Here is a 24,715-nt window from a genome sequence, read left to right as displayed (position 1 = left end):
TTTGCTCGCAAGGTTGATTAGGATAGCGGCAGCGTCATGGTCATCGCAAGGCCACCTAATTCGCTGCGACTCGCCTTAATCGTCCCGCTGTGCTGACGAATGGCACTTTCAGTGATGGCCAAGCCCAATCCAGTCCCTCCAGAATCTCGATCTCGCGCGGTCGAGACGCGATAGAAGGGGCGGAATATTTGGTCAAGTTGCTCATCCGGCACGCCGTCGCCGTCGTCATCGACTTTGATAGTGATCAGATCATCGCTGACTAAAAACACCACTTGAATATGATGATCAGCGTAACGAATGGCATTGCGAACAATGTTCTCAAATGCACTGATCAACAGCTTTGGGCTGCCTGAGATACTGCGCTCAGGGATCGGGGTATAGGTGAGCTGTTTACCGAGCTGCTGGGCCTCGAATTCGGCATCGTCAAGCAGCGCCTCCCATAAGCTCGATAAGGGCTGCTGCTCACGGCTTAAGTGAGAGTCCATCTGCATTCGAGATAGCGACAGAAGCTCAGCGATCATCTGCTCGAGCCTTTGTGCCTCAGTATCGATGCGGGTCAGCTCACTGCTCTCTCCTTGCTTGCGCTGCGCCAGTGCAGAAGCCATACGCAGACGAGTCAGTGGCGAGCGCAACTCATGCGAGATATCAGATAGCAGGTGCTGCTGACCTGACATCATCGAGTTTACCGCTTGCACCATCTGGTTGAAGCTTTGACCGGCGGCCTGAAACTCGCTGGTGCCCTGCTCAAGCTTGGGGTCTTCGACAAACTCTCCCTTTGCGACCCGTTTGGCAGCAAGCTCAAGGCGCCTTGCAGGCTGACTGAGTGCCCAGGCAAGCCACAACAGCAGTGGGGTGCTGACTAACATCATCACCATCATCAACTGAACCGGCTTATCAAACAATCGCAGCAACACCGGTGAGGGTTGATTGGAGCGAAAACCAACGTACATCAACATTGGCTGCTCAACCAGCGTGACCTCCATCGGTCCTGATAGCATCCATTGGCCGTATAACTGCTGCTTTGGGGTCGTAGGGTCCTCGGATGATGAGACAAAGTTTTTGAGCACCTTGCGCTTAAAGTTCGACTTCTCCCCCTCAGTCAGGATATTGCCCTCCAAGTCGGTGAGGTAAACCGAAGGCCGGCGACCACGCGATTGCTCGAGTTGATGATTGATTGCGTCAATCACCTGATTAATGTTCTTGCTTGAGCGATGATGTTTTTCAAGGCCTTGAGCCAGTTCCGTCAGGCGCTGGTTATGCTCGGCAGAGACATCTCGCGCCTTGCGTGGGTCGAGGTGAGGCAAAGAGAGCGCGGCCAGAACCACCAACATGATGGTGAACCAGAAGATAGCAAAGATGCGCCCATACAGGCTGCGAAACTTGGGTAATCTCATGCATCGCCCTCAACCAGCATGTAGCCACGACCGCGCAGGGTTTTGATCAAGGTCTGCCCATCGCCCGCCTGAGCGAGCTTTTTACGCAAATTTGAAACATGCATATCCACCGCGCGATCAAAGGCGGCTAGGCGCTTGCCTAACACTTCGAGACTGAGCGCTTCCTTGGTTAGGACCTCGCCAGGAGACTGGAGGAAATAGTCGAGCAGGGCGAACTCAGTGGTGGTGAGATCGAGTAACTCTTCGCCCATATAGGCCTCTTGTTTTCCTGGATAAGTCGTCAGGTTGAGGTAGCGATGAGCGTCTCTATTGCCAGCCTTTTTGTTCTCGTCGCTAGCGGTGCGACGTAATATCGCCTTGATCCGGGCCAGCAGTTCGCGGTCGCTAAATGGCTTAGGCAAATAATCATCGGCGCCAAGCTCAAGCCCAATAACGCGATCAATCTCTTCCCCTTTGGCGGTCAGCATTAACACTGGCGTATCCCAATCTGCGCGCAGTCGCTTAAGAGTTTCAATACCATTGAGTTTGGGCATCATGACATCCATCAAAATCAGGTCGACGCTGTGATCAAGTGCAGCCAAACCGGCTTCACCATCATTGGCCTCGCTGATTTGAAAACCTTCGAAACTGAGTACTTCAGTCAGCAGCGCAGTGAGTTCAGTATCGTCGTCGATGATCAGGATATGGTTCATAAAGCACACTCTTGGTATTGGAGACGTTTTAAGTTTACTGATAAATACCCCCAGGTGTTGAGCGCTTTACGATGCATTTACCAATCTTTACGTTGGCTAAACGTTGCTTTACGAACCAGGCAGTAATCTTAACTCAAGCGCAAAGGCGTGACTGATTAACAGAGATGAGGGCTTGATGATGAAAAAAGTAAACAAATGGTTGATGGCTGCGGCGGTTATTCCTTTATCACTTAGCGCTGCAAGCGCATGGGCATTTGGCGGTCCACAGGGCGGACATGGACACGGAAACGGTGGAATGGGCAAATGTAATGCTGGACGCGTGGCGTGGAAACAGCTTGATTTGACTGAAGAGCAAAAGGCCAAATTTGCTGAGCTGCGTGAAGCTAACAAGGCTGAGCGAAGCGAGCGTAAGGACAATCGCGAAGAGGTGAAAGCTCAGCGTGATGCTGAAAAAGCTAAGGTGAAAGCCCTAATGCTAAGCGACAGCTTTGACCAAGCAACGGCGGAAGAGCTTGCCTCGACTATGGTAGAGAAGCAAACCGAGCGCCGCGTTAAGATGTTGGAAAAACAGCATGAGATGCTGCAGATCCTCACCGTAGAGCAGCGTGAACAACTGTTCGAAGCCAAAGAGGCTCGCATGGAGAAATGCCAGGAAAAAATGCAGAAAAAACAACAGCGCGGCAATAAGTCTCGCAGCTAGTACTCTCAGTATGTAGCACAACTTGTTTCCGATACGGCCAACTTATTCCGAATAGGTTGGCCATTTTTTCGTCGCTCTGTGGTCAATAATAGGTATAATCCACTCAGGATTTAGACACCAGTTATGGATAATGAAAAAAGAGTACGCCCGGCTTGTCACCTCGGCCGCTTATGCAGCGACCCTAGTTGCTACATTTCTCCTTATCGTAAAAGTCATCGTCTGGTGGCTGACCGGTTCGGTGAGCTTACTGGCTTCACTGATCGATTCCCTGCTTGATATCGCAGCTTCCCTAGTCAATCTCTTGGTAGTGCGTTACGCGCTGCAACCTGCTGATCGTGAGCATACTTTTGGTCACGGTAAGGCGGAATCGCTGGCAGCTTTGGCGCAGGCGATGTTTATCTCTGGCTCTGCCTGTTTCTTGATCCTCAATGGTATTGATCGCTTCTTTAGACCACATGAATTGAATTCACCCGAGCTTGGCGTCTATGTCAGCCTGTTTGCCATGCTGATTACTCTGGCTTTGGTGCGTTTTCAAAAGTACGTGGTCGATAAAACTGGCAGTCAGGCCATTGCCGCTGACTCCCTTCACTATCAAACCGACCTGTATATGAACGCCGCCATTATGTTGGCGTTGGGGCTGAGTTGGTTCGGCTTTACTCAGGCGGATGCAATTTTCGCGATTGGTATTGGGGTCTTTATTCTCGTCAGTGCCTTTAAAATGGTGCGGGAGGCGACTCAAACCCTGCTAGATAGAAAACTGCCTGATAGTGAGATTGAGCAGATCCATGCCGAGTGTCGTAAGGAGCCTGGCGTGCTTGGTATTCACCAGGTACGCACTCGAATGTCAGGCCCAACGCGCTTTATTCAGCTACATTTGGAGTTGGAGGACACAATGCCACTTATCGAGGCACACGAGATCTCCGATCGAGTTGAGGAGAGGATCCTCACCTTGTTTCCTGAGTCGGATGTGATTATCCACCAAGATCCGTTTTCTGTGGTGGTTACCACAGAAAGAGAGCAAAAAGCCAAGGGGTGGTAGAGCGAGAGGATGAGGTGGCCGAAAAATGAGATTCGTATAATATCTACGGACAGATTTCACATTTCTGACGCGAATCAATCCACAAGGTAGCTAAATCTGTAATAATTTTACGAACTAAAATAACACCGTCAGGGGTAAGTTGGTTTCTCGCTAGTCATTAACTTGCAACCGAGCGGTATAAAAATCAATACAAAAAGAATCCGGTAGTCACTGAGACTTGGATGGTTATCAGTGGTTACACCATTATTTTGAATAATATTCCCAAAAGTCGAGGGTAAGCATGATTAAGAAGATCGGTGTTTTGACAAGTGGCGGTGACGCACCAGGCATGAACGCGGCGGTTCGCGGCGTGGTTCGTACTGCACTTTCTAAAGATCTTGAGGTATACGGCGTTTACGACGGTTACCTAGGTCTATATGAGAACCGAATTAAGAAACTGGATCGCTCGAGCGTATCAGACGTTATCAACCGTGGCGGAACCTTCTTAGGCTCGGCGCGTTTCCCTGAGTTTAAAGAAGTTGAAGTTCGCGAAAAGGCGATTGAAAACCTCAAAGAGCATGGCATTGATGCGCTAGTGGTTATCGGTGGTGACGGCTCTTACATGGGGGCGAAGAAGCTAACCGAGATGGGTTACCCATGTATCGGTCTACCTGGCACGATTGATAATGACATCGCTGGTACGGATTACACCATCGGTTACCTAACCGCTCTGAATACGGTTATCGAGAATATCGATCGCCTGCGCGATACCTCTTCATCGCACCAGCGTATCTCAATCGTTGAGATCATGGGGCGTCACTGTGGCGATCTGACCTTAATGTCGGCAATCGCAGGTGGCTGTGAGTACATCATCACACCGGAAACCGGTTTGGAAAAAGACAATCTGATCCAGAACATTCAAGATGGCATCAAGAAAGGCAAAAAGCACGCGATCATTGCTCTGACGGAGCTGATGATGGACGCGAATGATTTGGCGAAAGAGATTGAGCAGGCAACAGGGCGCGAGACCCGCGCAACTGTGCTGGGTCACATCCAGCGCGGCGGCCGTCCAGCAGCGTTCGACCGAGTGTTGGCGTCACGAATGGGTAACTATGCGGTTCACCTATTGATGGAAGGCCACGGTGGTCGCTGTGTGGGCATCCAGAAAGAAGCGCTGGTGCACCACGATATCATCGACTGTATCGAGAACATGAGTAACCCAACTCGTGAAGATCTGTTCCAAGTTGCAGAAGAGCTGTTCTAGGCCAGCTCTTTCGCTTGATAATTTGCAAACGCAGGCCTTGGCCTGCGTTTTTTTCTTGCCTTTCCGTGGTGAGATAGGACAATACCGCCCTGAAACCTCCTGTATAACTCGTTTGGCTTTGCATGTTACTCATTATCGACAACTATGATTCCTTTACCTTTAACCTTTATCAGTACTTTTGTGAATTGGGAGCCGAGGTTCAGGTGGTCAGAAATGATGAGATTAGCATTGCTCAAATCGAGCAGATGGCACCGACACACCTCGTGATCTCGCCAGGTCCCTGTACACCCAATGAGGCGGGGATCTCTCTTGAGGCGATTGGTCATTTTGCGGGTAAATTGCCAATTTTGGGCGTGTGTCTTGGTCATCAGGCGATTGCACAAGCATTTGGGGGGGAGGTGGTACGTGCTCGCCAAGTGATGCATGGCAAAACGTCTGCGATCGTCCATCGTGATGACAGTGTTTTTCACCAGTTGAATAATCCATTAACCGTAACACGGTACCACTCGTTGGTGGTTAAAGCTGACAGCCTGCCTGATTGCTTCGAGATAACGGCGTGGACCACGCTTGCAGATGGTAGCATGGATGAGATCATGGGGTATCGGCACAAGACACTGCCTATTCATGCGGTTCAGTTTCATCCAGAATCGATCAAAACCGAGCAGGGTCACGAGCTGCTGGCGAACTTTCTTCGCTCATAAATGAGACATTGATCACTATTAATAACAATCATTCGCCTTGGCAGTGATGAGAAACAGTTGCAATTCTATTCGCTGTGCGTTTGCTGTTAGTTGCTAATCCTCAATCTCGCATATTCATGCATATTTTTCGCCAGCATAGCTATGGTGGCAGGTAGGCCTATTTAATCATCTTCACTATTTTAGTCACTATAATCGCCTACGTATTAACTATCTTATTCAGTTGATTAGATTTCGTTGTTGTATAATAATGTGATTGTTATGATTTTTTATTCATTTAGTGTGGGTTGGTCATTATTAGGCTAGTTAACTTCAGAACGATCCTCTATTGAAAAAGTTAATTAAATGTAAATACAATGCAGCATAGGTCAAATGCAATACAAAATACCCTGTGATCGGTGATCTCTAACACACTTGGTTGTAAATAGAGAACATGCTCACTACTAGGTGTTTGTTGCGCAAGCCAGGCGCATGCGGTATCGAAAAGGAATGTGCGATGACAATGGAACACAACGTAGAACGCAAAGACTTTGATCAGGTGATGGTGCCTTGTTATAGCCCGATGGAGATGATTCCTGTCAAGGGGCAGGGGGCACGTGTCTGGGATCAGCAAGGTAATGAATACATCGATTTTGCCGGTGGGATTGCGGTGAGCTGTCTTGGCCACTGCCATCCAGTGATGGTTGAAGCTTTGCAAGAGCAGGGCAACAAGCTGTGGCACTTGAGTAATGTGATGACCAATGAGCCTGCGTTGCAACTGGCTAAGCAACTGACAGAGCTAAGCTTTGCCGATAAGGTCTTTTTTGCCAACTCTGGCGCTGAGGCCAATGAGGCTGCACTCAAGCTGGCTCGTCGCTATGCTGCAGATGTCTATGGTGCCGAAAAAACGGAGATCATCGCATTTGATCAAGGCTTTCATGGCCGCACCTTCTTTACGGTTACTGTCGGTGGTCAGGCATCATACTCCGATGGCTTTGGTCCTAAACCTGGTGATGTGACTCACTTGCCCTATAACGATGTGGATGCCTTGCAGGCGCACATTTCTGATCGCACCTGTGCCGTGATGATGGAGCCGTTACAAGGTGAGGGTGGGATCGTGCCACCAACTCCAGAATTTGTGCAGGCGGTGCGGGAGCTGTGTGATAAGCACAACGCATTGCTGATCTTTGATGAGGTGCAAACCGGTAATGGCCGTACTGGCGATTTCTATGCATACCAAGGGCTTGGGATCACGCCTGATATTCTCAGTACTGCCAAGTCACTTGGCGGCGGTTTTCCTATCGGCGCGATGCTGACCACGGAAAAACTGGCGGCTCACATGACAGTGGGTACCCACGGTTCAACCTATGGTGGTAACCCGCTCGCGTGTGCAGTGGCGCAAGCCGTGGTGAATCTTGTCAGCCAACCAGAGGTACTGGCGGGCGTGAAGCAGCGAGAGTTGTGGCTGCGTGAGGGACTTGAGAAACTCAACCAGAAATATCACATGTTCTCTGAAGTACGCGGTAAGGGGTTACTGCTGGGCGCGGCCTTGAATGAGCAGTGGCAGGGACGCGCGCGAGACGTCTTGGTCGCGGCGGGCGAACAGGGGCTGATGGTTCTAGTCGCAGGGGCCAACGTGGTGCGCTTTACCCCTTCTCTAGTAATCAGCAAAGAAGAGCTTGATACTGGCTTAGCGTGTCTCGATAAGGCGTTGGAGAGCCTTGTCACCGACTAGCTGGCTAATGCGGTGGTCGGGAGCTGCCGCCGCAATCTCATCGTTTACGGAGGAATACCTATGCTTGTTGTTCGTCCAATTACCATGGCGGATTATCAAGACCTGCACACCTGTGCAGTCGAATCTGGGCATGGGTTCACTTCACTACCGGTCAATCAAGAGCTGTTGACTAACCGCATCACCCATTCTGAATATAGCTTTGCTAAGTCGGATGTGAGAGAGCCCTCGGACGAGGGCTACCTGATGGTCGGGGTCGATAGCGAGACCGGAGAGGTGGCGGGTTGCACCGGTATCGAGGCTGCTATCGGTTGGGATGTGCCCTTCTACTCTTATCACATCAGCACTGTGGTGCACTCCTCACCCAAGCTTGGTGTCAACAATGTGGTCAAGCTATTAACCCTGGGTAATAACTATACCGGCTGCTCTGAGATCTGTACCCTGTTTCTGCGCCCAAGCTTTCGCCATGGGCTCAATGGGCGACTGATGTCCAAAGCCCGTTTTCTGATGATGGCTGAGCATCCACAGCGCTTTTCTAACACCATCTTTGCCGAGATGCGCGGCGTGTCCGATCATGAGGGCAATTCGCCGTTTTGGCAATGGCTGCAAGAGCATTTCTTCTCGATTGATTTTACCCTAGCAGATTACCTGACTGGGATTGGTAAGAAGGGTTTTATTGCCGACCTGATGCCCAAGCTCCCCATTTACATCAACCTGTTAAGTAAAGAGGCGCAAGCCGTTATAGGACAGGTACACGATGATACTCGCCCCGCGCTACGCCTGCTCGAGAAAGAGGGGTTTACCTGTCGTAATTATGTCGACATTTTCGATGCGGGACCGACGGTGGAGTGCGATGTGCAACACATCCAAACCGTGCGTAACTCTTTTAAAGCCACGGTGCATATTGCCGAGCATAGCTGTTCACAAGACTATTTGATTGCCAATACTAGCTTTAGCGATTTCCGCGCCACAGCGGCTAAGGCGGCGTTCGATGCCGATGAAGGCCGAGTGATCCTCACCGCGCAAGTCGCTGATGCGCTACGCGTTTTGGAGGGTGATAAGGTTCGCATGCACGCACAATAAACAAGGAGTCGCTGATGACACATTGGATTGCAGGTTCGTGGGTAAGTGGGGATGGCGATGAACTGGTCTCTACTGCGCCGTACAGTGATGAGGTTATTTGGCGTGGCCACAGCGCCTCAGCCGAGCAGGTCGACTTAGCAGTGATGGCGGCACGAGAAGCATTTTTTACGTGGAAAAAGACCACCCTGCCTGAGCGTGAAGCCATCTTGACGCGCTTTGCGGATCGGGTTCGCGCTGACAGTGAGCGCATCGCCAGTGTGATCGCTGAGGAAACGGGTAAACCATTGTGGGAGACGCGCACAGAGGTCGCCGCCATGGTGGGTAAGGTGGCCATTTCTATTCAGGCCTACCAAGCGCGGACTGGGCAACATCAACGAGAAGCCAATGGCAGTCAAGTTGTGCTTCGTCACCGTCCGCATGGGGTCATGGCAGTATTTGGCCCTTATAACTTCCCTGCACACCTACCGAATGGGCATATCGTCCCCGCGCTTTTAGCGGGTAACACTGTGGTGTTTAAACCCTCTGAACTGACGCCGAAAAGCGCTGAGGTCGTGATGCAGCTGTGGCAGCAGGCAGGATTACCCGATGGGGTGATTAATCTAGTTCAAGGGGGGAAAGACGTTGGGGTTGCTCTCGCGCAAGCACAAGGGATTGATGGCGTGCTGTTTACTGGCAGTGCGGATACTGGGCACTTGTTGCATCGCCAGTTTGCAGGTCAGCCGGAGAAAATGTTGGCACTTGAGATGGGTGGGAATAATCCGCTGGTGGTCTCAAGTCAGTTTGGTGATCGAACATCGAGCGTGTACACGATACTGCAGTCGGCTTTTTTGAGTGCAGGGCAGAGGTGCACCTGCGCGCGACGATTGATTGTGCCGTATGGTGATCGCGGCGATGAGCTGCTCAAGGTGGTTGTTAAGGCGACAAGCAAGCTGACTATCGGGTCACCGTTCGATGAATCGGCTCCGTTTTTGGGGCCACAAATTTCCTCGCAAGCCGCCGAGCGAATCCTTGAGCAGCAAGATAAACTGATATCGATGGGAGGGCAGTCACTGCTGCAGGCTAAGTCCTTGGGCTATGCATTTGTCTCTCCGGGTATTATCGATGTGACAGCGATAGGTGCGCTGCCCGATGAGGAGTACTTTGGGCCACTGCTACAGGTGATCCGTTACGATAATTTAGAGCGCGCTGTGGCGATCGCTAATCAGACTCGCTATGGCTTATCGGCGGGATTGATTTCAACCGATGATGGTGAGTGGGATTACTTTATTGACCATATCCGTGCTGGGATCGTGAATCGTAACCGCCCCCTAACTGGTGCCAGTGGCGACGCGCCGTTTGGCGGTCCTGGCGCATCGGGTAACTTACGCCCGAGTGCCTATTATGCCGCGGATTACTGCGCTTACCCGATGGCCTCGATGGAAGGGGATGCGCCAGTGCTGCCTGCAACGCTTAGCCCTGGTATTTATCTCGATGATTTAGACTAGGTACTTGGCGCGGCGTTTTGTTATTTGATGCCAGTGATAGGAGGTTATATGCATCCTGAAAATTGTGTTACCGCACTGTTTGAGTGGCTATGGCGCGACTACACGGCTCGCCTTTGCCCCTCAGCGGCGCGTATTCATCAGTTACTTGAAGAAGACGCACCACTTATTAACGACCATATAGCACTGAGAACGTTTGATCTTGACCCGGTTGGTCTTGAGACGCTGGCTAGGCCGTTTTTGGCTCTGGGTTATGAGCCTGGCGGTGACTATCTATTTAACGCCAAGAAGCTGGTTGCTAAACATTATGAGCACTCAGACCCAACTCTGCCTAAGGTGTTTATCAGTGAACTCAAGGTGCAAGAGTGCTCCGAGTCGCTGCAAGCGATTGTGGCCAAGTTAATCGCGCAGATCGAAGTGGATAAACTAAACGGTGCAGAGTTCCTTTATGCGGGGCGCTTATGGTCACTCAGTTACCGTGATTATCAGCAGTTAGCTCAGGAGAGTGAATATGCGGCTTGGTTGGCCGCACACGGCTATGGCGCCAATCACTTTACGGTCAATGTTAACCAGCTCAAGCGCTTTGGAGAGGTGAGTGAGGTTAATCAGCACCTAATCGACGCTGGGTTCATCATCAATCAAGCCGGTGGTGAGGTCAAAGGCTCACCGGATGTGTTGCTCGAGCAGTCGTCAACCATGGCTGATAAAGTCATGGTGGCGTTTGATGAGGGACAGTTTGAGATACCCGGAGGGTTTTACGAGTTTGCTAAGCGTTACCCAACCTTGAGTGGCGGGCTTTATTCCGGCTTTGTTGCCGCATCGGCAGATAAGATATTTGAGAGTACTGATCGATAACTATGCCCCTGCTGGGGGATTGGCAAGGGCATAAAAAACACCAAGCCGAGGAGGCTTGGTGTTGGATGTTTTACAGCGGTTTGCTTAGCGCGTGCCGTAAACTACAATAGTTTTACCGTGGGCAGAAATCAGGTTCTGCTCCTCTAACATCTTCAGGATACGACCTACCGTCTCACGAGAACAGCCAACAATCTGACCAATCTCTTGACGAGTGATCTTGATCTGCATGCCGTCTGGGTGAGTCATTGCATCAGGTTGTTTCGCTAGGTTAAGTAGCGTCTGTGCAATGCGGCCAGTGACGTCAAGGAATGCCAAGTCACCTACTTTTTGGCTAGTCACCTGAAGGCGGCTTGCCATCTGCGCAGAAAGGCGCATTAGGATATCTGGGTTGACTTGAATCAGCTGGCGGAATTTCTTGAATGAGATCTCCGCAACTTCACATGGTGATTTAGCACGTACCCAAGCAGTACGCTCTTGGTCTTCTTCGAAGAGACCAAGTTCACCAATGAAATCACCTTGGTTAAGGTAAGAAAGGATCATCTCCTTACCTTCTTCATCTTTGATAAGTACTGCTACAGAGCCTTTTACGATGTAGTATAAAGTTTCTGCTTTTTCACCAGCGTGAATCAGCGTGCTCTTAGATGGGTACTTATGAATATGACAGTGTGACAAGAACCATTCTAACGTTGGGTCGGTTTGAGGTTTACCTAGAACCATAAATATATCTTCCTCTGCAGGGTATGCTTGCTGCTATCCATATTGCGCTAAGCCTTGACTAGGATAGTAGCATATGTGTTCACGACACATGCTGCAAGCTATCTTGTAATTCATACGAGATAGTACCGTTTTTCGGTGACGATTTCTTGATTTTGATGGGGTAAGTTGACCGAAATTCACCCATATTTTGTGCACCTGATCACGTACTGAGAAGTCAGTATGGTGATTGAGCACAGTTATCCTATTTTCCCAGTTTCGATCAGTTGCTGCAGGATAGGACGCACGATCAACTCCATCGCAAAACTCATCTTACCTCCTGGCACTACAAGGGTGTTGTGGCGCGACATAAATGAGCCATCAATCATCGCCAGCAGATAAGGGAAGTCGACATTCTTGAATCCACGCAGACGAATGACGACAAAACTCTCATCTAGGCTAGGGATGCCCTTAGCGTTGAGTGGGTTTGAGGTGTCGACCGTAGGCACGCGTTGGAAATTAATGTGGGTTCGCGAAAATTGCGGCGTGATGTAGTTAAGGTAATCATCCATTGAACGAACGATAGAGTCCGTCACCGCCTCTCGCGAGTGACCACGATCGCGGGTGTCACGGACAAATTTCTGGATCCACTCTAGGTTGACGATCGGCACCATACCAATCAGAAAGTCGACGTGTTTGGAGACGTTGACCTCACCATCAACCACACCACCGTGCAGTCCCTCGTAGAACAACACATCGGTGTCATCGGCAAGCTGCTGCCAGGGGGTAAATGTGCCGGGCATCTGGTTGTAAGGCACCGCCTCATCAAAGGTGTGCAGGTAGCGCCGAACCTCACCTTGTCCCTCTTCACCATAGCGCCGAAAAAACTGCTCCAAAGCAGGAAAGTCGTTGGCTTGTGGGCCAAAGTAGCTGATGTGCTTGCCTTGTTCGCGCGCTTTGCGAATTTCGACATCCATCTCTGGGCGGGTGAAGCGGTGAAAGCTGTCGCCCTCGACCCATGCAGGCTTAACGTCCATCATATTGAACATCTTGCGAAAGGCTTCTGATGTGGTGGTCGTCCCGGCACCCGAGGAGCCGGTCACCGCGATAATCGGATGCTTAGCTGACATGACATTCCCTGTCTTAAGTAGTTATATCTTTTGAGAAACTAACCTTAGCGTACCCATGGTTAAATGGCGAGAAGCGGGGTTAGAATTTTCGAACTTGGATATCGACGGTGTTGTGTAGCTCTGAGAACACGATCACCGCCTGGCCGTTACGCAGCTGATCTTTTACCTGCTCGACCTTGTGCTCTAAGCTTATCTCCTGCGCACCGTAATCGGTGCCCTCACGTAACACAAACTCACGCACTAGGTTATCTAGGGTCTCTGTCTCTATCTCTTGCCACGGAACGATCATGACGACCTCTCTTGTTGCTGATCATTAATGTCGCCCAAGCTTCCCTTTGTGTGATGAGAGAATACTTGGGCACAGTGGCCGCTATTATGCCGTTTTTGCTAGACATTCGTAATAGGCTGGCAGCGCCTCTTCCAACCAAAATGTCGGTTTTAGCAAGCTGCCGCTGAGAAACCCGACATGACCGCCGTGCTCAAACAGACGATAATCGATGTTGCTAGGCAGAATAAATTTCGGGATCACATCATCGGTCATAAACGGATCGTCTTTGGCGTGGATGATCAAGGTTGGGGTGGTGATCGCCTTGAGATGATTGATGCCAGAGCATTGCTGATAATAATCTTCGGCATCTTTGAACCCATGCAGAGGGGCGGTGATCAAGTCATCAAAGTCTTGCAGGCGTGTGACTCGCTTGATGCTTTGGTAAGTGACTTTTAACTCGCCCTTGATTAAGTGGTGCTTGTGCAGGGCGTTACGCTTGAGTGAGCCGAGCAGGTAGTTGCGATAGACACGAGAAAAGCCTTGCTCGATACGATTAGAGCAGGCAGCAAGGTCAAGAGGGGCCGAGACAATGGTCGCGGCGTCAATTAAGGATTGGTCTTGATATTTCGCCAGATAATTGGCCAGCATGTTACCGCCAAGCGAGATCCCGACCGCGACCAGTTGGTTAGTGGGAAACTGCTGACGGACTGTCTCTAGAAACAAGCGTGCATCTTCGGTCTCACCTGAGTGATACGCTCTGGCTTGCAGATTTGGTTTGCCGCTGCAGCCGCGAAAATGCATCATCACCGACAGCCAGCCATCGTCGGCAAAGGCTTTCATCAAGCCATTGGCATAGGGACTGTAAAAACACCCCTCGAGTCCGTGAAAGAGGACGAAAATAGGCTTGTTTTTCGCGGTCTCGGTATCAGATTGCTCACTCCAGGCGAGGTCGAGAAAGTCGCCGTCTGGGGTAGCCAGCGTCTGCCAGAACGGTTCAAACAGCGCCTTTTTGCGGATCATCCGTGGCAGTAAAGTTTGGGCGTGTGGGTTTTTCAACCCTGTCGCGGCAATGAATTGTGGCATATTGCAGCTGTCCTTGTTGCTTGGGTTGACTGGCTGACGCATTGGTTAAAACAGTTTTTAACGCAATGGTTAGCCTGACAACGCGTCCACTGGCTTAGCAAAGGCCGCCTGTAGGTGCTCTGCACCAAGATGCTTACAGTACGTCAGTGTAAGGCTCTCTGCGCTGCCCTGTGATAGTGGCAGGTGATTGATGCAGTCGACCAGGTCGGCTTGCTGTTGTCTTTCTAATTGTAATTCGAACTGTAGTGCTTCTCGGTACAGTGTATCGTTAGTTGCGGTCTTAAGCTTGCGACGTAACCCACGATAGCTGTGTAGCAGGCTCTCAGTACGCGCAAGGCTGTGCTCAAGGGCCTGCCAATCAGGCGATTGAAGGGTGAGTTGCTGCTCATCGAGCCACTTGAGGGCGATGAGCAGGTTAACGTTACCTTGATGGTGGTTTTGCAGGGTAAGGCAGGCATCTTTGACTTCTCGGTCGCCATAGTAGTCGAGGCTAAATTGCCACAACTGCTCTAGGGTGAGAAGGGGGTGTGCCTGCGGTTGACTCATGCTGCGTTGAATTCCTGTTCCATCTGCTCGAGCTGCTCTTGCAAGTCCATCCATTCGAGTTCCACCTCTTCAAGTGCAGACTTGGCGCTAGCTTGCTCGGCAAGCACTTTATTTAGCTTCGATTTGTTTTCTGCCTCATACAGGCTATTGTCCAACAACTGTTGCTCGGCCAATGAGACGGTTTCGCCTAACTTATCCATTTTCTGCTCAAGCTTTGTCAGAGTTTTGCGAAGAGGTGCGGTTTGTTTACGAAACTCAGCTTCACGACGCTTTTGCTCTTTTTTCGCGGCGGCACTTTGGCTGTTGTCCTTTACCGGTTGCTCTGCCTGAGCCTCTTTACGCTCTATTTTTTGTTGTTCCGTCAACCATTTGTAGTAATCGGTCAGGTCGCCGTTAAATGGCGCCACTTGCTTGTCATGCACCAGGTAAAGATCATCGGTGGTCGCACGCAGTAAGTAGCGGTCGTGGCTGACGATCACCATCGCCCCCTCGAAGGTTTGCAGCGCGAGCGTCAATGCCTGGCGCATATCCAAGTCAAGGTGGTTGGTCGGCTCATCGAGCAGCAGTAAGTTGGGCTTTTGCCACACGATCAGCGCCAACACAAGGCGGGCTTTTTCACCTCCGGAGAAGGGGGCTACTGGCTCTAGTGCTTTGTCGCCTTGAAAGCCAAAGCTACCAAGATAGTCACGCAGTTGCTGCTCGGTTTGATCCGGCGCGATCTGCATCATATGTTGCAGCGGCGTCTCTTGCGGGTGCAGGGTCTCAAGCTGGTGCTGGGCAAAGTAGCCGATCTTCACACCTTGCGAGTAGGTGAGCTCACCACCTTGCGCGTTAAGCTCGCCTGAGAGCAGCTTGATCAAGGTTGACTTACCGGCGCCATTACGACCCAAAAGACCAATACGGCTGCCAGGGACGAGGTTAAGGCGGATCTTCTCTAGGATCAGATTGTTGTCATAGCCAGCTGCGACATCATCCATCATCATGATTGGGTTGGGCAGCGCCGCAGGCTCGCGAAACTCGAAGCTAAATGGGTTATCAAACTGCGCCGGAAGGACTTTTTCCATCTTCTCCAACGCCTTAATTCGGCTCTGCGCTTGGCGTGCTTTGGAGGCCTTATAGCGGAAGCGGTCGATGTAGCTCTGCATGTGCGCCATCTGCTTTTGTTGCTTCTGGAACATGGCCTGTTGCAGCACCAGTTTCTGCGCGCGTTGATCTTCAAACGATGAGTAGTTACCCGTGTACTCGTTCAGGTTCTGGTTCTCAATATGAATGATGCGATTGACAATCGGATCGAGGAAATCACGGTCGTGTGAGATAAGTACCAGTGTGCCAGGATAGCTTTGCAGCCAGCGCTCAAGCCACATCACGGCATCAAGGTCCAAGTGGTTGGTTGGCTCATCGAGCAGCAACAGATCAGAGCGACACAGTAGAGCCTGAGCAAGGTTAAGGCGCATGCGCCACCCCCCGGAAAACTGCGTTAGGTTCCACAGCATTTGATCTTGGCTAAAACCAAGGCCATCAAGCAGCTCAGCCGCTCGCGCTCGAATCGTGTAGCCACCAATGGTCTCAATCTGACCATGCAGATCCGCCACCAATGTGCCGTTATCGGCCTGCTCGGCTTCAACCAGGCGCTCTTCTAGCTGGCGAAACTCACGATCGCCGTCGATCACGTATTCGATCGCGCTGCGATCAAGCGCTGGGGTTTCTTGCGCCACCCAGGCGAGCTCCCAGTGCTTGGGCTGTTGGAAGTTACCGGCATCGATCGACAGCTCATCTTTCATCAGGGCAAACAGGGTTGACTTGCCGCAGCCATTTTTACCGACTAAACCCACTTTATCCCCTGGATGGATAGTGGCTGATGCTTGGTCAAGAAGCGGCTTTCCACCGCGAAGGAGTTGGATATCGGTAAAGGTGATCATGATGTCTTCGTTCTTAATCTGGCAATCTAAAGGTCGCTTGCTGACGCACTTGGCGAGCACAAAAGTCGATTCTATCTTAATTTCGGGTATGATGAGAGCGATTAAGGAAAAAGAAGTAGGGCTCAAGGAATGACCCAGCAGGACAAACAGACTCGCTTACCCTCCAACCCCGATCCCCACACAGGCAGCGCTCATCAGCGCGTGCTGGTGATCTATGCACACCCAGAATCCGAGCAATCTATTGCCAACCAAGCCGCCATCGAGGCGATATCCGATCTAGACCACGTCACCATTCACGACCTCTACGCCGTCTACCCTGATTTTTTTATTGATGTCAAAGCCGAGCATCAACTGCTTATCGAGCATGACGTGATCGTGTTCCAGCATCCACTCTATATGTATTCATGTCCTGCGCTAATGAAGGAGTGGCTTGATCGCGTGTTGGGTAAGGGGTTTGCTTTTGGCGGTGACTGCGCCCTAGCGGGTAAGATCTGGCGCAACGTGATCACCACGGGCGGCAAACAAGAGGCGTTTGGTACCCAAGGTTATAACAAATACCCAATGGAGCAGATCCTTCAGCCCTTTGAGCTGGTCGCGTCTCTGTGTTTGATGGAGTGGATTGAGCCATTGGTGCTGTATTGGGCGCATAACGTCACTGATGCGCAGCGCCATGCGCACGGTCAGGCTTATCGCCGGTGGTTATTGAGTTATCGTGCACAGCGGGGAGAGAGTTAATGGTGGCTGAGTCGAGCTTTCTCACCAGTAGTGTAGTGTTTCTATCGGCAGCGGTCGTGATGGTGCCATTGGCCCAAAGGCTAGGTCTTGGCTCAGTATTGGGTTACCTGCTTGCTGGGATCATGATTGGTCCATGGGGGTTGGGGCTGATCACCGACGTAGATTCGATTCTTCACTTCTCTGAATTTGGCGTGGTCTTGCTGCTGTTTTTGATTGGCTTGGAGCTTAATCCGAAAAAGCTGTGGCAGATGCGAGGCCCAATTATTGGCTTGGGCGGCGCCCAGGTAGCGGTGACCAGTATTGTTTTAGCCGCGCTGTGTTTTCTGGCCGGTCTCAGCTGGCAAGCGAGCCTAGCGGTGGGGATGGGGCTCACCCTGTCGTCGACCGCAATTGCGTTAAAGATCATTGAAGAGCAGGAGCTTACGGCCAAAGAGGCGGGGCAATCTGGATTTGCAGTCTTGCTGTTTCAAGATATCGCGGTGATCCCTATGCTGGCTCTGTTGCCCATATTAGCGGGTAATACCTCTGGCAATTGGCTAGACGCGCTGTGGGTGTTGCTTGGGGTGATCGCTATGGTAGTGGCGGGGCACTTTTTGCTCCGTCCTCTGTTTCGTTATGTGGTCCACAGCGGGGTCAAAGAGTTGTTTACCGTCGCGGCGCTGCTGGTGGTGATCGGTATCGCGCTGGTGATGCAGCAGATGGGACTCTCGATGGCGTTGGGCACCTTTCTTGCGGGTGTATTATTGGCGGAAAGTGAATACCGCCACGAGCTAGAGATCGCGATTGCGCCATTCAAAGGCCTACTACTTGGGCTGTTTTTTATTGCAGTGGGGATGGCGGTTAATCTTGGCTTACTGTTAGAAGTGCCGCTCGAGATTTTATTGTGTGTCACTTTACTGGTGGTATTTAAAGCCGCAATCCTCTATTTGCTTGCTCGTTTTGCCAGAGTGAGCTCCAAGGCGCGCAGTAAGATGGCGGTGATCTTGAGCCAAGGTGGCGAGTTTGCATTTGTGATTTTTGCTGCCGCTGGCAGTCAGGGCTTGCTTGAGAGCCAACTGGTGGCGTTTCTGCTGCTGGTGGTGAGTTTATCTATGGTCACCACGCCACTAGCATTAATGGCACAGAGCTACTGGTACGCGCGCAGGCTCAATCGCCTAGATGAGGAACCTGAAAAGCCGGGGGTGATCAACAAGCAGCCGAGGGTGATCATCGCAGGCTTTGGTCGTTTTGGTCAGGTGGTTGGGCGCCTAATGTACGCCAATAAGATCAAAGTGACCGTATTAGAGAGTGAAGCCAGCCAAATTCAATTGCTGCGCCAGTTTGGTTACAAGGTGTTTTATGGTGATGCCACCCAGCTTGATCTGCTGCGCGCAGCGGGCGCAGAAACGGCAGAGGCGATCATTGTCTGTACCGACTCGCCGGATGAGATTTTGGCGGTGGTGGAGCTATGTAAGCAGCAGTTTCCTAACCTCAAGGTGTTGGCCCGGGCGCGCAGCCGTGTAGAGGCCTATCAGTTGCTCAATGCCGGGGTAACCGCATACTCGCGAGAGACCTTCCACAGCGCGTTGGATCTTGGTCGCCAGACGCTGGTAGAGCTAGGTATGCACCCTTATCAGGCCAAGCGTGCTGAGGCGCACTTTCGCAAGCTCGATCACGCGATGCTTAAAGAGCTTTTGCCGGGGCACAGTGATGAGCAGCAACTGGCACAAAGGGCGAAAGAGGCGCGTAAGGAGCTGGAAGAGATCTTCGGTCGCGAGATGGATGATGACAAGCACTCGCGCCACTATTGGAAGAGTGAGTAAAGGTATGAAAAAAAGATTTATTGCCGGAGCAAGTTGTCCTGAGTGTCAAAATGTAGACAGCTTGCGTTGGTGGATCGAGAATAATATTGAGTGGGTAGAGTGTGTTGAGTGCCAGCACAAGGCACAGCGAAGCCCAAAATCGTTAGAGCAATCTCTCCAATCTGAGCAACAAATGATCGCGATTTTTAAACCAGATTGATTGAGTTTCCTAATTTGATCCCCATAATAGCGGGGAATCTGATTTTTTATGTCTGAGCATTTTGCTCAGCCTAACCGCCCTGGAGCCGTTATGAATATTGAAAAGAACGTAGTAGTAAGCCTGGCTTATCAAGTAATTACTGAAGATGGTGTTGTTGTCGATCAATCAACCGTCGATGCACCACTTGATTACCTACACGGTCACAACAACCTAATCGTAGGTCTTGAGAAGCAGCTTGAAGGCAAAGCGGTAGGTGAGAAGTTCTCTGCAACGGTTGCTCCTGAAGAAGCTTACGGTGAGCACAACGATGCGCTAGTACAACGAGTGCCAGCAAACGTATTCCAGGGTGTGGACCAAATTGAAGTAGGTATGCGTTTCCTAGCGGATACTGACCAAGGCCCAATCCCAGTGGAAGTGACTGAGGTAGACGGTGACGAGGTAGTGGTTGACGGTAACCACATGCTAGCAGGTCAAACACTGACGTTTGATGTTGAAGTTGTGGCAACGCGCGCCGCAACTGAAGAAGAGATCGCACACGGTCATATCCACAAAGAGGGCGGCTGTTGTGGTGGCCACGGCCATGAAGACGACCACGAATGCTGTGGTGGTAAAGGCGACTGTGGTAACGGTGACGAGTGCTGCAGCGCACACTAATCCCCTCCAGTCATACTGACTAGTTGATAAAAAGCGCAAACCAGATGGTTTGCGCTTTTTTTATACCTCAGGCCTTGTTTGCCTCAATGTGATGAACTCGCTATGCTGTTGGCCCGTCATTTATCTCTCTGGAGTGATTATGCCAATCTCAATTGCCATCCACGGCGGTGCTGGAACCATCTTACGCCATCAAATGAGTCGTGCACTGCAGACTGAGATAGAGGCCGCCCTGGATAAAGCGCTGCTTGCGGGGTATCAAATCCTGCTGGATGGGGGCTGTGCGATTGATGCGGTGGCCTGTGCGGTCAAGGTGCTCGAGGACTGCCCGCACTTTAATGCTGGGCATGGCTCAGTATTGACACATCGTGAGATGGTTGAGATGGATGCCTCTATCATGAGCGGCCGGGGCAAGCAGGCTGGGGCAATTGCCGGTGTGCGCCATATTCGTAACCCCATCGAGCTTGCTAAAAGTGTCATGCAAGACAGCCAACATGTGTTTTTGGTCGGCGAGGGCGCGGAGGCATTCGCCTTTGAGCGCGGTTTTACCTATACCGAGCAGGACTATTTTTACACCGACCGCCGCTACGACCAGCTGCAAAGCATGAAACAAAAGGGTCTGTTTGCGCTCTCTGAGTCGAGTTACCCCGACGACAACAAGTACGGCACGGTTGGAGCGGTTGCATTGGACGAAGAGGGCAACCTTGCTGCGGCAACCAGCACCGGTGGGATCACCAACAAACAGTATGGTCGAGTTGGTGACTCGGCGGTGATAGGCGCCGGCACTTGGGCAGAGAATGGGGTAGTCGCCGTGTCGACAACTGGTATGGGAGAGCACTTTCTGCAAGAGAGTGTTGCCAGTGACGTCGCCGCTAGGATTCGTTATCTTGGTGAAAATGCGGGGCAGGCGGCACAGCAGATCATTCATGGGCCACTTAAACGTCGCGGCGGAGAAGGCGGTTTGATCGCGATGGATCCAGAGGGAAAGCCCTACTTTGTGATGAACAGTTTAGGCATGTATCGCGGGGCGATCACGTCCGACGGCGAGCGCGAGATTAAGATCTACGCAGATCAAGATTAATCATCATACAAATTCAGCGACTTAAATGGTGATTACATTTATATGATTAAAAAATGACTGCATAGTGATCGATTCGGTGCTAGAATCCATTTTTAACTAGCAATCAGACTTGGAAAGATGGGAAATAACGTAGTCGTTCTAGGCACCCAATGGGGTGACGAAGGTAAAGGTAAAATTGTTGACCTTTTAACTGAAGATGCAAAGTACGTGGTTCGCTACCAAGGCGGTCACAACGCAGGTCACACTCTTGTTATTGACGGTGAAAAAACCGTTCTTCACTTGATTCCATCAGGTATTCTGCGTGATAACGTAAAATGCGTTATCGGCAACGGTGTAGTTCTTTCTCCAGAAGCGCTACTAAAAGAAATGAAGCCTCTTGAAGAGCGTGGCATCCCAGTGCGCGAGCGCCTTTTCATTTCTGAAGCATGTCCACTAATTCTTCCTTACCATGTGGCTTTGGACCAAGCGCGCGAAGCAGCACTTGGTAAAAAAGCGATCGGTACAACAGGCCGTGGTATCGGTCCTGCATACGAAGATAAAGTTGCTCGTCGCGGTCTACGCGTTGGCGACCTTTTCGATATGGAAGCATTCGCTGAGAAGCTGAAAGTAGTGATGGAGTACCATAACTTCCAACTAGTCAACTTCTACAAAGCAGACCCAGTGAGCTACGAAGATGTACTTGAGCAAGCTAAAGGCTTCGCTGAGCTACTGACTTCTATGGTTATTGACGTAACTGACGAGCTTGATGCAGCGCGCAAGCGTGGCGACAAGATCATGTTCGAAGGTGCGCAAGGTACACTACTGGACATCGACCACGGTACTTACCCATTCGTAACCTCTTCTAACACCACGGCTGGTGGTGTTGCTGCAGGCTCTGGTTTTGGTCCTCGCCACATCGGTTACATCCTTGGCATCACTAAGGCGTACTGTACTCGCGTGGGTTCAGGTCCATTCCCAACTGAGCTTTACGATGGTCTAGACAAGCAAGACCCAATTGGTAAGCACCTAGGTGATGTTGGCCACGAGTTCGGCGCAACAACTGGTCGTCTACGTCGTACTGGTTGGTTTGATGCTGTGGCGATGCGCCGCGCAATCCAGATCAACTCTATCACTGGTTTCTGTCTAACCAAGCTAGACGTTCTAGACGGTCTAGAAGAGCTGAAAATCTGTACGGGTTACAAGATGGCAGATGGCTCTATCCTAGAGGTTTCGCCAATGGCTGCTGAGTCATTCGAGCAAGCGACACCAATCTACGAAACCATGCCAGGTTGGTCTGAGACGACCTTCGGCGCGACGTCAATCGACCAGCTTCCACAAGCGGCTCTTGACTACATCAAGCGTATCGAAGACCTAACAGGCGTACCTGTTGATATCATCTCTACCGGTCCTGACCGTAACGAGACTATCGTTAAAGTACATCCGCTTAACGACTAATTTTGTTTAGTTTGTACCTGAAAGCCAGCGTGTTATCGCTGGCTTTTTTGTACCCTAAGATCAGAGGCGAGAGTCGAGATCGGGCTTTGCCCTGCGAGAGGCGAGAAAATTTTCCAACCTTGGTCACAGCTGTCAAGTATTTCACCATCTCGAGCGAAGCGTTCTCGCAGTGAAACGATCTCGACTCTCGCCTCTAGCAGCGCTTCTCGCTACGGCAATTTATTGCCACTTTGAGCTAAAGTTGCGCTGCCGAGTGCCGATAACTCTATCAAGCCCGATGGTATTTCTTTGTCGGGAGTGTTTGAGTGTATAGATCTGGGAAAGAGTGATGTTATGAGGCTAGCAAAATTTGCGACAACGGCTTTGCTGCTGGTCAGTAGCCAGTGGGCGGTGGCCGGTCTCGATCAGGTGGGCGAGCCTGTGCCTATCTACTCTGAAACTGAGCTGATCTCGCTGATTGAACAAAATAAGCACCTTGAGCGGGTGAGGGCGGATAATTGTCAGCTGGTAGAGGACATTGTTGCGCGTGCGACGCGGATTAACTTGCCTACTTATGAATTTCTTTATGGCGATATGCTTGCTTGGGGCGTGTGTGTCGAGCAAGATGTCGAGCTTGGCCTTTACTACATGGAAAACGCTGCCCACCAAGGGTTGCCTACCGCGCTTGAGCAACTAGGTCGTTATTATTCTCGCGGCACCTTGGTTCAGCAGGATCAGGAGCGGGCGATCCCGTATCTTCGAGAGGCGGCGTCAATGGGTAACCTCAATGCCCGTATCCAGTTAGCTGAGTTGCTGCTAGGAAACTACGGGAGTCCATTAGATTATGAGGATGCCTATCGCTGGCTGTACAATTCGGTCACTGCTGATCAACGCACCCACCGACGGATCTCGCTGTTACGTCAAGGCCTAGAGCAGCGCATGCCGGACAATATTATTGCCCGAGCCAAGTTGCGTGAGACGCGCTGGTAGCCAAGCGCACCGTAACGCGCTAGAAGTTACAGAATAAAGAAAAGCCGACGAGAACGTCGGCTTTTTGCCCTTTAGTCGATGATTTTGTGTGGACCGAAGCATTCATAATGGATTTGCTCTGATCGCAATCCCAGATCTAGCAACTGTTTGGCAACGCTCTGCATAAAGCCAACCGGGCCACAGAAGTAAACTTGGCTATCGGGATTGGTCAGCGCATTTTGCACGCGGCTGAGGTCGATCATTCCCTCAAATTGGTAGTCGTGTGTCTTGCTGTCTGTGGTCAGTGGTTGGTTGTACCAAGTGTAGGCGTTGATGTGCGCATATTGCTGTGCCAGATTGTTTACATGCTGGCGAAAGGCGTGTTGACCTCCATTGTTGGCCGCATGCAGCCAAGTGACGGGTGCGGCATGGTCAGTTAGGCTTTCTAACATCGCAAGAGTCGGAGTCAGCCCTACGCCACCAGAGATTAACACCACCGGGTCATTTGGCTCTGCATTAAGGAAAAAATCGCCTGCTGGCGGGGCAAGCTTGACGCTGTCGCCAAGATTGAGCTGCTCATGCAGGAAGTTTGAAACCTGGCCGTCTCCTTCTCTTTTGACGCTGATACGATATTGATCGCTACGTGGCGCGCTAGATAGGCTGTATTGACGGATTTCCTGATTCTCGAGCAGATTGGACTGGATGTAGAGACCAATATATTGACCGGGCTTATAACTCGCTACAGGCTGACCATCAACCGGCTTAAAGACAAAGCTGGTGATAAGTTCACTCTCTTTGGTCTTCTCGACCAATTCGAACTCTCTTAAGCCGCGCCACCCGCCTTCGAGAGAGTCCAACTGTTGATAGATTTGCTCCTCACGCTGGATAAAGATGTCTGCAAGTAAAGCGTAAGCTTCTCCCCAGGCATCAAGCACCTCTTGGCCCGGTGCAAACAACTCATCAATCGTTGCCAGCAGGTGCTCCCCCACGATAGTGTATTGCTCAGCGGTGATCAGAAAACTGGTGTGCTTATGGGCAATCTTCTCAACCGCCGGTAATAGCGCCTCAAGGTTGTCGATATTGTTGGCGTATGCACACACGGCGTTAAACAGCGCCTCGCGTTGTGCGCCATTATTGCCTTGGTCTTCTCTTTGGTGGCTCATGTTAAAAATATCTTTGAGCTCAGGGTGGTGGCTAAAGAGGCGGGTGTAAAAGTGGGCAGTCAGTTTAGGCCCTGTTTGCGCCAGTAACGGGGCGGTGGATTTGACGATCTCAATGGTTTGATTGCTGAGCATAGTGGCTTCCTTTAAAACTCTGATATGACTTAACT

At 51.1% G+C, this 24,715-nt stretch carries 24 protein-coding genes; 15 read left to right on the top strand and 9 right to left on the bottom strand.

All coding sequences use genetic code 11. The features are described from left to right. Positions 1-17: 17 nt before the first annotated feature. Together cpxA and ACZ5R2_RS00850 are read right to left on the bottom strand one after the other, a co-directional pair. Positions 18-1,394: an envelope stress sensor histidine kinase CpxA gene (cpxA, locus tag ACZ5R2_RS00855; RefSeq protein ID WP_464900383.1), complete on the bottom strand. Its 1,377-nt coding sequence runs from the start codon at positions 1,392-1,394 to the stop codon at positions 18-20. Continuing rightward, positions 1,391-2,086 (bottom strand): response regulator, encoded by a 696-nt coding sequence (locus ACZ5R2_RS00850; RefSeq protein ID WP_464900382.1) that lies wholly within the window; start codon positions 2,084-2,086, stop codon positions 1,391-1,393. The genes cpxA and ACZ5R2_RS00850 overlap by 4 nt, the downstream gene beginning before the upstream one ends. Before the next feature lie 178 nt (positions 2,087-2,264). Between ACZ5R2_RS00850 and ACZ5R2_RS00845 the strand changes: the two genes are divergently transcribed. The 8 genes from ACZ5R2_RS00845 (at position 2,265) to ACZ5R2_RS00810 (ending at position 10,896) form a co-directional block, all read left to right on the top strand. Then, positions 2,265-2,786: a CpxP family protein gene (locus ACZ5R2_RS00845; RefSeq protein WP_464902398.1), complete on the top strand. Its 522-nt coding sequence runs from the start codon at positions 2,265-2,267 to the stop codon at positions 2,784-2,786. 130 nt (positions 2,787-2,916) lie between these two features. Further along, positions 2,917-3,825, top strand: a complete 909-nt coding sequence (fieF, locus tag ACZ5R2_RS00840; RefSeq protein ID WP_464900381.1) for a CDF family cation-efflux transporter FieF — start codon at positions 2,917-2,919, stop codon at positions 3,823-3,825. Between the two features lie 280 nt (positions 3,826-4,105). Continuing rightward, positions 4,106-5,068, top strand: coding sequence for a 6-phosphofructokinase (gene pfkA, locus ACZ5R2_RS00835; RefSeq protein WP_464900380.1), 963 nt, complete (start codon positions 4,106-4,108; stop codon positions 5,066-5,068). Between the two features lie 122 nt (positions 5,069-5,190). Then, positions 5,191-5,769, top strand: a complete 579-nt coding sequence (locus tag ACZ5R2_RS00830; RefSeq protein WP_464900379.1) for an aminodeoxychorismate/anthranilate synthase component II — start codon at positions 5,191-5,193, stop codon at positions 5,767-5,769. Between the two features lie 493 nt (positions 5,770-6,262). Beyond that, positions 6,263-7,480: an aspartate aminotransferase family protein gene (locus ACZ5R2_RS00825; RefSeq protein WP_464900378.1), complete on the top strand. Its 1,218-nt coding sequence runs from the start codon at positions 6,263-6,265 to the stop codon at positions 7,478-7,480. 60 nt (positions 7,481-7,540) lie between these two features. Beyond that, on the top strand, positions 7,541-8,560 hold the full coding sequence (gene astA, locus ACZ5R2_RS00820) for an arginine N-succinyltransferase (protein ID WP_464900377.1): 1,020 nt from the start codon (positions 7,541-7,543) through the stop codon (positions 8,558-8,560). 14 nt (positions 8,561-8,574) lie between these two features. Further along, a complete protein-coding gene (astD, locus tag ACZ5R2_RS00815) occupies positions 8,575-10,044 on the top strand; it encodes a succinylglutamate-semialdehyde dehydrogenase (protein WP_464900376.1) in 1,470 nt (489 codons plus the stop codon). 48 nt (positions 10,045-10,092) lie between these two features. Continuing rightward, entirely contained in the window at positions 10,093-10,896 is an 804-nt protein-coding gene (locus tag ACZ5R2_RS00810; protein ID WP_464900375.1) for a 2-oxoadipate dioxygenase/decarboxylase family protein, read from the top strand. 84 nt (positions 10,897-10,980) lie between these two features. Here the strand turns inward: ACZ5R2_RS00810 and crp are convergent, their stop codons facing one another. From crp to ACZ5R2_RS00780, 6 genes are all read right to left on the bottom strand, one after another. After that, positions 10,981-11,613 (bottom strand): cAMP-activated global transcriptional regulator CRP, encoded by a 633-nt coding sequence (gene crp / locus ACZ5R2_RS00805; RefSeq protein ID WP_004410522.1) that lies wholly within the window; start codon positions 11,611-11,613, stop codon positions 10,981-10,983. A gap of 236 nt (positions 11,614-11,849) precedes the next feature. After that, the gene (locus tag ACZ5R2_RS00800) at positions 11,850-12,719 is read right to left on the bottom strand and encodes a phosphoribulokinase (RefSeq protein ID WP_438460544.1); all 870 of its coding nucleotides are present in this window, start codon (positions 12,717-12,719) and stop codon (positions 11,850-11,852) included. 79 nt (positions 12,720-12,798) lie between these two features. After that, complete coding sequence (locus ACZ5R2_RS00795; RefSeq protein WP_464900374.1) at positions 12,799-13,008, bottom strand: YheU family protein; 210 nt, start codon at positions 13,006-13,008, stop codon at positions 12,799-12,801. Between the two features lie 84 nt (positions 13,009-13,092). Next, positions 13,093-14,070 carry a hydrolase gene (locus ACZ5R2_RS00790; RefSeq protein WP_464902397.1) on the bottom strand — a complete coding sequence of 326 codons (978 nt, stop codon included), beginning with the start codon at positions 14,068-14,070 and terminating at the stop codon, positions 13,093-13,095. 69 nt (positions 14,071-14,139) lie between these two features. Continuing rightward, the gene (locus tag ACZ5R2_RS00785) at positions 14,140-14,616 is read right to left on the bottom strand and encodes a TIGR02444 family protein (RefSeq protein ID WP_464900373.1); all 477 of its coding nucleotides are present in this window, start codon (positions 14,614-14,616) and stop codon (positions 14,140-14,142) included. Next, a complete protein-coding gene (locus ACZ5R2_RS00780; protein ID WP_464900372.1) occupies positions 14,613-16,535 on the bottom strand; it encodes an ABC transporter ATP-binding protein in 1,923 nt (640 codons plus the stop codon). Before ACZ5R2_RS00780 ends, ACZ5R2_RS00785 begins: the two co-directional genes overlap by 4 nt. A gap of 129 nt (positions 16,536-16,664) precedes the next feature. Here ACZ5R2_RS00780 and kefG point away from each other — a divergent pair, with 129 nt between their 5' ends. From kefG to motX, 7 genes are all read left to right on the top strand, one after another. Further along, positions 16,665-17,270 carry a glutathione-regulated potassium-efflux system ancillary protein KefG gene (gene kefG, locus ACZ5R2_RS00775; protein ID WP_464900371.1) on the top strand — a complete coding sequence of 202 codons (606 nt, stop codon included), beginning with the start codon at positions 16,665-16,667 and terminating at the stop codon, positions 17,268-17,270. Then, entirely contained in the window at positions 17,270-19,072 is a 1,803-nt protein-coding gene (gene kefB, locus ACZ5R2_RS00770) for a glutathione-regulated potassium-efflux system protein KefB (RefSeq protein WP_464900370.1), read from the top strand. The genes kefG and kefB overlap by 1 nt, the downstream gene beginning before the upstream one ends. A 4-nt stretch (positions 19,073-19,076) precedes the next feature. Then, a complete protein-coding gene (locus ACZ5R2_RS00765; protein WP_464900369.1) occupies positions 19,077-19,271 on the top strand; it encodes a YheV family putative zinc ribbon protein in 195 nt (64 codons plus the stop codon). Between the two features lie 90 nt (positions 19,272-19,361). Further along, on the top strand, positions 19,362-19,925 hold the full coding sequence (slyD, locus tag ACZ5R2_RS00760) for a peptidylprolyl isomerase (RefSeq protein ID WP_464900368.1): 564 nt from the start codon (positions 19,362-19,364) through the stop codon (positions 19,923-19,925). Positions 19,926-20,058: 133 nt separating this feature from the next. Further along, positions 20,059-21,003 (top strand): isoaspartyl peptidase/L-asparaginase family protein, encoded by a 945-nt coding sequence (locus ACZ5R2_RS00755; RefSeq protein WP_464902396.1) that lies wholly within the window; start codon positions 20,059-20,061, stop codon positions 21,001-21,003. Positions 21,004-21,120: 117 nt separating this feature from the next. Next, positions 21,121-22,437, top strand: a complete 1,317-nt coding sequence (locus ACZ5R2_RS00750) for an adenylosuccinate synthase (protein WP_464900367.1) — start codon at positions 21,121-21,123, stop codon at positions 22,435-22,437. 333 nt (positions 22,438-22,770) lie between these two features. Beyond that, positions 22,771-23,406 carry a flagellar protein MotX gene (gene motX / locus ACZ5R2_RS00745; protein ID WP_438460534.1) on the top strand — a complete coding sequence of 212 codons (636 nt, stop codon included), beginning with the start codon at positions 22,771-22,773 and terminating at the stop codon, positions 23,404-23,406. A gap of 71 nt (positions 23,407-23,477) precedes the next feature. Here the strand turns inward: motX and hmpA are convergent, their stop codons facing one another. Next, positions 23,478-24,680 (bottom strand): NO-inducible flavohemoprotein, encoded by a 1,203-nt coding sequence (gene hmpA / locus ACZ5R2_RS00740; protein WP_464900366.1) that lies wholly within the window; start codon positions 24,678-24,680, stop codon positions 23,478-23,480. Between the last annotated feature and the right edge of the window lie 35 nt (positions 24,681-24,715).

This window comes from Vibrio sabulosilitoris (genome assembly GCF_055391395.1).
The sequence above is the reverse complement of the archived record's forward strand: the minus strand, read 5'-3'. Positions and strand labels throughout refer to the sequence as shown.

What these genes read in the sequence shown, in the direction of transcription:
- cpxA (WP_464900383.1), bottom strand. Translation starts at nt 1,394, where the DNA reads ATGAGATTACCCAAGTTTCGCAGCCTGTATGGGCGCATCTTTGCTATC.
- ACZ5R2_RS00850 (WP_464900382.1), bottom strand. Translation starts at nt 2,086, where the DNA reads ATGAACCATATCCTGATCATCGACGACGATACTGAACTCACTGCGCTG.
- ACZ5R2_RS00845 (WP_464902398.1), top strand. Translation starts at nt 2,265, where the DNA reads ATGAAAAAAGTAAACAAATGGTTGATGGCTGCGGCGGTTATTCCTTTA.
- fieF (WP_464900381.1), top strand. Translation starts at nt 2,917, where the DNA reads ATGAAAAAAGAGTACGCCCGGCTTGTCACCTCGGCCGCTTATGCAGCG.
- pfkA (WP_464900380.1), top strand. Translation starts at nt 4,106, where the DNA reads ATGATTAAGAAGATCGGTGTTTTGACAAGTGGCGGTGACGCACCAGGC.
- ACZ5R2_RS00830 (WP_464900379.1), top strand. Translation starts at nt 5,191, where the DNA reads ATGTTACTCATTATCGACAACTATGATTCCTTTACCTTTAACCTTTAT.
- ACZ5R2_RS00825 (WP_464900378.1), top strand. Translation starts at nt 6,263, where the DNA reads ATGACAATGGAACACAACGTAGAACGCAAAGACTTTGATCAGGTGATG.
- astA (WP_464900377.1), top strand. Translation starts at nt 7,541, where the DNA reads ATGCTTGTTGTTCGTCCAATTACCATGGCGGATTATCAAGACCTGCAC.
- astD (WP_464900376.1), top strand. Translation starts at nt 8,575, where the DNA reads ATGACACATTGGATTGCAGGTTCGTGGGTAAGTGGGGATGGCGATGAA.
- ACZ5R2_RS00810 (WP_464900375.1), top strand. Translation starts at nt 10,093, where the DNA reads ATGCATCCTGAAAATTGTGTTACCGCACTGTTTGAGTGGCTATGGCGC.
- crp (WP_004410522.1), bottom strand. Translation starts at nt 11,613, where the DNA reads ATGGTTCTAGGTAAACCTCAAACCGACCCAACGTTAGAATGGTTCTTG.
- ACZ5R2_RS00800 (WP_438460544.1), bottom strand. Translation starts at nt 12,719, where the DNA reads ATGTCAGCTAAGCATCCGATTATCGCGGTGACCGGCTCCTCGGGTGCC.
- ACZ5R2_RS00795 (WP_464900374.1), bottom strand. Translation starts at nt 13,008, where the DNA reads ATGATCGTTCCGTGGCAAGAGATAGAGACAGAGACCCTAGATAACCTA.
- ACZ5R2_RS00790 (WP_464902397.1), bottom strand. Translation starts at nt 14,070, where the DNA reads ATGCCACAATTCATTGCCGCGACAGGGTTGAAAAACCCACACGCCCAA.
- ACZ5R2_RS00785 (WP_464900373.1), bottom strand. Translation starts at nt 14,616, where the DNA reads ATGAGTCAACCGCAGGCACACCCCCTTCTCACCCTAGAGCAGTTGTGG.
- ACZ5R2_RS00780 (WP_464900372.1), bottom strand. Translation starts at nt 16,535, where the DNA reads ATGATCACCTTTACCGATATCCAACTCCTTCGCGGTGGAAAGCCGCTT.
- kefG (WP_464900371.1), top strand. Translation starts at nt 16,665, where the DNA reads ATGACCCAGCAGGACAAACAGACTCGCTTACCCTCCAACCCCGATCCC.
- kefB (WP_464900370.1), top strand. Translation starts at nt 17,270, where the DNA reads ATGGTGGCTGAGTCGAGCTTTCTCACCAGTAGTGTAGTGTTTCTATCG.
- ACZ5R2_RS00765 (WP_464900369.1), top strand. Translation starts at nt 19,077, where the DNA reads ATGAAAAAAAGATTTATTGCCGGAGCAAGTTGTCCTGAGTGTCAAAAT.
- slyD (WP_464900368.1), top strand. Translation starts at nt 19,362, where the DNA reads ATGAATATTGAAAAGAACGTAGTAGTAAGCCTGGCTTATCAAGTAATT.
- ACZ5R2_RS00750 (WP_464900367.1), top strand. Translation starts at nt 21,121, where the DNA reads ATGGGAAATAACGTAGTCGTTCTAGGCACCCAATGGGGTGACGAAGGT.
- motX (WP_438460534.1), top strand. Translation starts at nt 22,771, where the DNA reads ATGAGGCTAGCAAAATTTGCGACAACGGCTTTGCTGCTGGTCAGTAGC.
- hmpA (WP_464900366.1), bottom strand. Translation starts at nt 24,680, where the DNA reads ATGCTCAGCAATCAAACCATTGAGATCGTCAAATCCACCGCCCCGTTA.